Raw genomic sequence first — 6,709 nt, forward strand, 5'->3', positions numbered from 1 at the left:
CCTGGGCACCGTGGATCGCCGCTTCTTCCTGCAGACCCTCGCCCTGAGCTCCCTGGCCGGCTGCGGGCCTGTCCAAATGATGAGCCCAGCCTCGGCCGCCGCGTCGACCAAGGCGGCAACCGTGGACGAGATCATCGATCGACGGATCGCAACGAACGTCACCGGTGACGAGTTCGTAGCCGTTCTCACCGCGAATCCCAACATCGTGCGCCGCGCCCCGAAGACCGCGGCGGCCTACCGCGCCGGGCTTCGGGACCCGGCCGCGCTGGCCCAGTTCAACCAGGGGCGGATCAAAGCACTGAGACGCCTCAAAGCGGCCGATCTCGATCCGACGATCAAAATGTTCATGCTGGATCTGCAGCTGGAAAAGGTCGACCACTCCGTGGCGATGTGCATGGATCACTTTGTCGGCGTGTACGAGCTGCTCCGCCAATGGGGACATCGGGACGAGATCGCCCACGTCGGCCTGTTTCACGCGATCTACGGCACGGAGTTCAACATCATCGACCTGCTCAACTACAAGTCGCCCGCCGACCGGGCGCGAGTACAGAGCGTTGTCGGCGACGGGACCGAGCGCTGGATCGTCCTCTACGGGCTCCTGACATCCTGTTCCTTCGTCCGCGGCACACGGGACACCGGCAAGCCGGTCACCAGCGTGGATTTCTTCGAGCCGACCAACGTCCTCCCGAGAGCCATTTCCGACGACGATTTCCGTACGCTCGCCGAGCTCCAGGTAGCCAACGCATACGAGCCGTACGTATCGTCCAAACGGCAGAGCGAACTTGGTCTCGGGCGAAAGTTCACCCTGCTCCGCGAGTACCTGTCGACCGGCGGGCAGGCGGCGATCGACGACGTCCTGCGGGTCTTTCCGAAGAACACCGACGCAGACATTGGATGTGCATGATCCGCGCCTATGTGGCGCGCGTGGCCAGGTCGAACAGGGTGACGACCTCGTCGGCGTAGCGGCGCAGGTCCAGGTTCGGCTCGCTGCGCAGCAACAGCGGCAGGCGTTCCAGCGGGCGCTGGATGGCCGCCGCCATGACCAGGGTGTCGAACGCCCGGAACTCGCCGCTCTGTTGGCCGCGGCGCAGAATCTCCTCCAGGTGGCCGAGCACGGCGCGGTCGGTCTCACTGCCGTAGGCGGCGGCGTTGCCCTCATCGTCGTGCAGTGCCGCGAAGATCGACTGGAGCGCGCACATCTGCACCCGGTGGCCGTCGATGAAGGCGATCACGCCGGTCAGGTAGGCGCGCAGCTCGTCGGAGGCGCGGCCGCCGGGCGGCACCACCGCGGTGCCCGGCGGGAGCTGGAGCGGCCGGCTGGCCGGGTGCTCGCTGGTCCAGTCGACCAGGAACTGGTCGATCAACCTGAACACCTCCGTCACCACCGCCTTGACCAGCGTGTCCTTGCTGGCGAAGTGGTAGGAGATGAGGCGGGTGCTGCTCAGGCCGCCACGCTCGGCGATTCGCGCGAATGTCGTCCGGCGGTAACCGACCTCGGCGATGGTGTCGATGGTCGCGGCGACGATCTGCGCGCGGCGCGCGGTCGCGGCGGCGGAGGTCAGCTCACCGGGCGTGGTCGGAATGGGTGGCTCCTCTCTCCCGGCCGCACGCCGTGGCGGCTGTCCCGGCGAGATCCTAGGGCGGGCTTCCGGTCCCGCCGGTGGATGGATAGTATCCGCCGCAATTACTCAGCTGAGTAATTCTGCCGGTCGGGGAGGAACGCGTGACGGGTCGGGGAGAGCTCGGCAGCCGGAAAGCGGCGTGGACGCTGATCGTTCTTGCGCCGGTGAGTGCCGAGGTGACGTTCAGCGGCGTGACCATGCCGGCGATGTGGCTGTTACTGCCGGTGCTGGTGGTGATGTACGGCGCCGGGGTGTTGTTCCTGCGCGAGCTCGTGGTCCGCCACCGCGGCGGCTGGCCCAGCCTGCTGGCGGTCGGCCTGGCCTACGAGCTGGTCGAAGACGGCATCGGCCTGCAGGCCCTGACCAGCCCGAACCTGTACCACGCGGCCGAGTGGGGACCACGGGTGCTCGGGTTCAACACCACCTACTGGCAGTCACAGATCGGCTATCACACGGTGTTCAGCGTGCTGGTACCCGTGTTGCTGGCCGACCTGCTGTTCCCCCGCCACCGCGGCCGCCCGTATCTGCGCCGGGGCGGGTTGGTCACCGCCGGCGTGGCCGCGCTGGTCGGGGTCGCGCTGCTGCGGGTGGGCATCGCGGCCACCGAGGACCCGGGTTACCAGGCGCCGCTGCCGGTGGTGGCGGGCGTGGTGGCCGCGGTCGCCATGCTGATCTACCTGGCGCTGAAGGTGCTGCCCTCGTGGACGCCCGCGCCGCCCCGATTCGTGAACCTCCCCCGGCCCGCCACCGTCGCGGTGACGGCGGGGGCCGCTGCCGCCGGCTTCCTCGCACTGCTGATGCCGGCCGGCCTGCCACCCGACGGCCCGGCGATCGGGACCGGCTCCTGGGTGTTCCTGCCCATGGCGCTGGCGGCCGCGTTGGCGCTCGGCGCCGGTTGGTTGGTCTACCGCTGGTCCGCCGCGCCCCGGTGGTCCGACACCTACCGGATCTGGCTGGTCGGCGGCGCGCTCATCGGCCGCACGTTGTTCGTCGTGGTCACCGCGCCGGCCGCCAACGACTACCAGTGGAAACCGGCCGGCATCGCCATCGCCGTCGGGACCCTGATGATCGTGGCCATGGCGTATCTGCTCACCCTGCTGGCCGACCGGGCGAGATATGTGTGTGCGGCGAGCAGCTGATGGGGCGAAGTACCCAAGGCCGTTCGGTCACGGCCTGAGAGCGCGCCGGGTGGATCGCTCGGCTTCGTCGATGATCGCTTTGACTCGCGCCGGGGGTGGGGTCGAGATCAGCTGCAGTGCAATCCCGCGGAGGAGGCCAACCAGGGACACGGCCATCGCCTCTGGGTCGGCATCTGCTCGCACCGAGCCGTCGCGGATCCCTTCGCGGACCTTGTCGGCGAGGAGCCGACGGAAGCTGGCGTCATGTTCCGCGTAGAGCGGCATCAGGACGGGATCGGCGGCAATCGCCTCGCCCCACATCTGCAGGAAAGCGCCAGCGGGCGGACGTCGGCTGGTGACGTTCTTGAGGTAGGCGCGAACCGTCTCCGCCAGCCAGTCCGCGGCGCTGTCCCCAAGATCCGGGAGGGTGAAGGTCCGAGCATCGCGCATCACCGCGCGGAGCAGGTTCTCGCGGCTGCCGAAGTGGTGAGAGACGATTCCCCGGCTGTAGCCGGCGGCCTCGCCGACCTTGGCCAGGGTGAGCGCGCGTGACCCGTGCTGGGCAACCAGCGCCGTCGCGGCGGCCAGCACCTTGCGTTCGGTCTCTTCGCGACGCTCTTGCTGGGTGCGGCGAGCGGGAGGCTGATCGGGCATCAGGGCTGCTCCAGACATCGGGTCGACCAAGCATATGGTCCGCCGGTCCGCGCGTTCGTCCCGTCGACGGCACGCACAACGAGCGCGCGAGCGGCCCGGGTGAAACGATCAGCTACGATACTTGTGTGTCAACCAACAAGTATCTGAGGAGATGACTTCGTGCCACACACGCCACTCGTCCTCGTCCACGGCAACCCCGAGTCCGCGGTCATCTGGGGACCGCTCATCGGGGAGCTCGACCGGGCCGACGCGGTCGTCCTGTCCCCGCCTGGGTTCGGCGTCCCCGCGCCCCGCGGCTTCGACTCGTCGGCCACGACCTATCGAGACTGGCTGGCGTCCGCGCTCGAGCTGTTCCGCGCTCCGGTCGACCTGGTCGGTCACGACTGGGGCGGAATTCACGTCGCGGCGCTGGCCATGAGCCGTCCGGATCTGATCCGCAGTTGGGCCTCCGATGCCCTCGGCGTGTTCGCGCCCGACTACCTCTGGCATCCGCGGGCACAGGTGTGGCAGCAGGAGGGCCCAGGGGAAGCCTCGGTACAGGAGTTGTGGGGAGGCCACCTGGAGCAGCGCCTCGCGGTGACCTCGGCCCTCGGTATGACCGGGCGCATGGCGGAGCGGGTCGCGGCAGGCATGGATCCCGAGATGGGTCGCGCCGTCCTCAAGCTGTTGCGGTCGGCACGACAGCCGGCGATGGCCGAAGCGGGACGGCTCCTACCGAGCGCCGCACAACGTCCGGGGCTCGCTCTCATCGCCGTGGACGACTTCGAGAGAGCCAGCGGGACGTTGGTGCAGCACGAGTGGGCAGCGCGCCAATCGGGTGCACGGATGGCGCATCTGGAGGGCGTGGGCCACTGGTGGCCGGAGGAGACGCCGGCGCCGGTTGCTGAGGCTCTGACGAACTTCTGGGCAGATCTACCGGATCCAGAAAGGGCTCCTGCGACCGACTCCCGGGGGTAACGTCTGCGTGGTCGACCAGCCAGAGTAGTAGCCAGCGGGGCATGCCGCGGGTCGGCACCCGGAAGCCCCGACTGTTGAACTCGTCGGCCAGAGTCGTCGCCATGTCGCGCATCCAGACGTGCTCACCGGCGCAGACGTAGCGGTTGCTGGTCGCCCCGGAGGTCTCGTTAGCGAGGCTGGTGATGGACCCCGACCTCGTCTGAGCTTGATCGGTAGTTGACCTCACCGGGAGTGGCGTCGTGACGTGGCTCTGGAAGCTGCCGCGGGTTGGTCCAGGTGGCTGGGAGTTGGTCAATTCCATAGATGGGCTGGGTGTGCCGGAAGGGAAGTTGGTGGGTGGGTGTGGTCAATCGGAGGTTGGGCAGCCGCTGGAACAGCGTGGTGAGGGCGACCTCTAGCTCGAGACGGGGCGAGTGGGTCTGTAACAAGATCGGTGTTTTCGGCGGTTGCGGTTAGTACTTCTCGGCGCTCGGCCAGCGGTCACTGAAGGTGTTCGAGAACGCGTTCAGAGCGGGTTTCCACCGCATCGTCCACCGCGCTTGGCCCTTCCCAGTCGGGTCCAGCGACCGAGTCACCAAGTAGAGGCACTTGAGCGCGGCTTGCTCCGTGGGGAAGTGACCTCGTGCCCGCACGGCCTTACGATACCGCGCATTCAACGACTCGATAGCATTGGTGGAACACAACACGCGCCTAATCTCGGGATCGTAGTCCAAGAACGGCGTAAATTCCTCCCACGCACTTCGCCACAACCGGATCATCGCGGAATACCGACCACCCCACGTCTCTTCCAAATCATCCAACGCAACCGCCGCCGCCGTTGCTGTCGCAGCCGTGTATACCGGTTTCAGATCCTTCTTCAACGCGTCCCAATCACGCCTCGACGCGATCCGGAACGAGTTCCTGATCAAGTGGATCACACATGTTTGCACCCGGGCCTGCGGCCACACCTCGGCCACCACGTCCGGCAACCCCTTCAGCCCATCGCAGACCACGAAGAACACGTCCTTCATGCCACGATTCCGCAGGTCCTGCAGCACCTGCAACCAGAACTTCGCCCCCTCACCGCCCGGACCAGCCCAGATCCCGAGCACGTCCTTGCGACCTTCCAGCGTCACCCCGATCGCCGCGTAAAAGGCACGGTTCGCTACCTGACCATCCCGCACCTTCACAATCACAGCATCAATAAACACGGCCGCGTAGCATTCATCCAGCGGACGCGACTGCCATTCCTGCATCTCCGCGACCACACTGTCAGTGATCCGAGAAACAGTCTCCTTCGACACCGACGCGCCGTAAATCTCAGCGAAATGCGCGGAAATCTCGCCCGTCGTCAACCCTTTCGCGTACAACGACAACGCAATCTCATCAACACTGCCCAGCCGCCGCTGCCGCTTGCGCACAATCACCGGCTCGAACGTGCCCTCACGATCGCGCGGCACTGCCACCTGTACCGGGCCGACCGCATCCGAGATCACCGTCTTGGTACGGGTGCCGTTGCGCACGTTCGCGCCCTCACGACCCGGCTGATCAGCGTGTTTGGCATGCCCGAGGTGCTCGGTCATCTCCGCGCCCAGCGCCGCCTCCAGCACCGTCTTGGTCAGCTGCTTCAGCAGCCCATCCGGACCAGTCAACGCCAGCCCCTGCTCCTGGGCCTGCGCAACCATCGCCGCCGCCAGCCGCTCCTGAGCACTCGCCGGCGCGGCGGACTTCTTCGTCGATGCCCCTGTCGTCACAGCATCAGATGTCATCACTCTGTGTGCCCATCCCGCCGGACCTCAGCCCAGCGCGTCGGGCCGAAAACACCGTCTGATGCACAGACCCTGAAGGGGTGAGGACGCGGACCAGCCCGTCGACCTCGGATCGGCTCGGGCATCCGCCGTTGTTGGCGGCTCGGGCCAGGTGTGTTCGGGTGACCTAGTGCTGGTCCAGCTCGCCCAGCGGGCGGGAGATAGAGGCGCGCCGAGCGCGAGGTCTTCGTTGATGTCGGTGAGGAAATCCAGCAGGTAGACGGCGTAGCCCTAGGCGGTGGCCTGCTCGCCGGACTCGGGGATTGGTGGCGCCGAGCAGGCGGTTCACTCAACGGCCGGGTTTCTTGCTGACCCGTGCATGCGTCCCTCGAGGGCGTCGAACGTGTCGTGCTGGACGGTGTGAGACGCGCGTGGGTCGGACGAGCGGCATGTGTGGGCGAATAATTCATTTCGACCAGAAAACACATCCTCCAAATAGGCCGCATCAGTACCACGCGTCACAGCAAAGTTGGATAGCCTTGGTGTTTCTGCCGATGGCCAGGCGGGGAACGAGGATTCGAGCCATGATGGGCGCCACATGCCCGTCACCCTCTCGGGAGTAGTTTCGTTG

General features: G+C 66.9%; 6 protein-coding genes and 1 pseudogene. 3 read left to right on the plus strand and 4 right to left on the minus strand.

All coding sequences use genetic code 11. The annotated features are described in order from the left end of the window. Window positions 1-10 precede the first annotated feature (10 nt). Window positions 11-904, plus strand: a complete 894-nt coding sequence (locus tag ABEB12_RS24095) for a DUF6817 domain-containing protein (protein ID WP_345703099.1) — start codon at window positions 11-13, stop codon at window positions 902-904. Window positions 905-911: 7 nt separating this feature from the next. On the opposite strand, the gene ABEB12_RS24100 is transcribed toward ABEB12_RS24095, so the two are convergent. Continuing rightward, window positions 912-1,373: a hypothetical protein gene (locus tag ABEB12_RS24100; protein WP_345703100.1), complete on the minus strand. Its 462-nt coding sequence runs from the start codon at window positions 1,371-1,373 to the stop codon at window positions 912-914. Between the two features lie 69 nt (window positions 1,374-1,442). Next, window positions 1,443-1,685: pseudogene (locus tag ABEB12_RS42205) on the minus strand (hypothetical protein); the annotation flags it as partial. 38 nt (window positions 1,686-1,723) lie between these two features. On the opposite strand from ABEB12_RS42205, the gene ABEB12_RS24105 reads away from it, so the two are divergent. Next, window positions 1,724-2,761 (plus strand): hypothetical protein, encoded by a 1,038-nt coding sequence (locus tag ABEB12_RS24105; RefSeq protein WP_185065842.1) that lies wholly within the window; start codon window positions 1,724-1,726, stop codon window positions 2,759-2,761. Between the two features lie 27 nt (window positions 2,762-2,788). Here ABEB12_RS24105 and ABEB12_RS24110 read toward each other — a convergent pair whose 3' ends face one another. After that, complete coding sequence (locus tag ABEB12_RS24110) at window positions 2,789-3,394, minus strand: TetR family transcriptional regulator C-terminal domain-containing protein (protein ID WP_185065841.1); 606 nt, start codon at window positions 3,392-3,394, stop codon at window positions 2,789-2,791. Between the two features lie 159 nt (window positions 3,395-3,553). Between ABEB12_RS24110 and ABEB12_RS24115 the strand changes: the two genes are divergently transcribed. Beyond that, entirely contained in the window at window positions 3,554-4,351 is a 798-nt protein-coding gene (locus ABEB12_RS24115; protein WP_185066051.1) for an alpha/beta fold hydrolase, read from the plus strand. Window positions 4,352-4,803: 452 nt separating this feature from the next. Here ABEB12_RS24115 and ABEB12_RS24120 read toward each other — a convergent pair whose 3' ends face one another. Next, a complete protein-coding gene (locus tag ABEB12_RS24120; RefSeq protein WP_185066230.1) occupies window positions 4,804-6,015 on the minus strand; it encodes an IS256 family transposase in 1,212 nt (403 codons plus the stop codon). Window positions 6,016-6,709: the final 694 nt, after the last annotated feature.

This window comes from Actinospineispora eucalypti (assembly GCF_039543365.1).
In the GTDB taxonomy this organism is placed as follows: domain Bacteria; phylum Actinomycetota; class Actinomycetes; order Mycobacteriales; family Pseudonocardiaceae; genus Pseudonocardia; species Pseudonocardia eucalypti.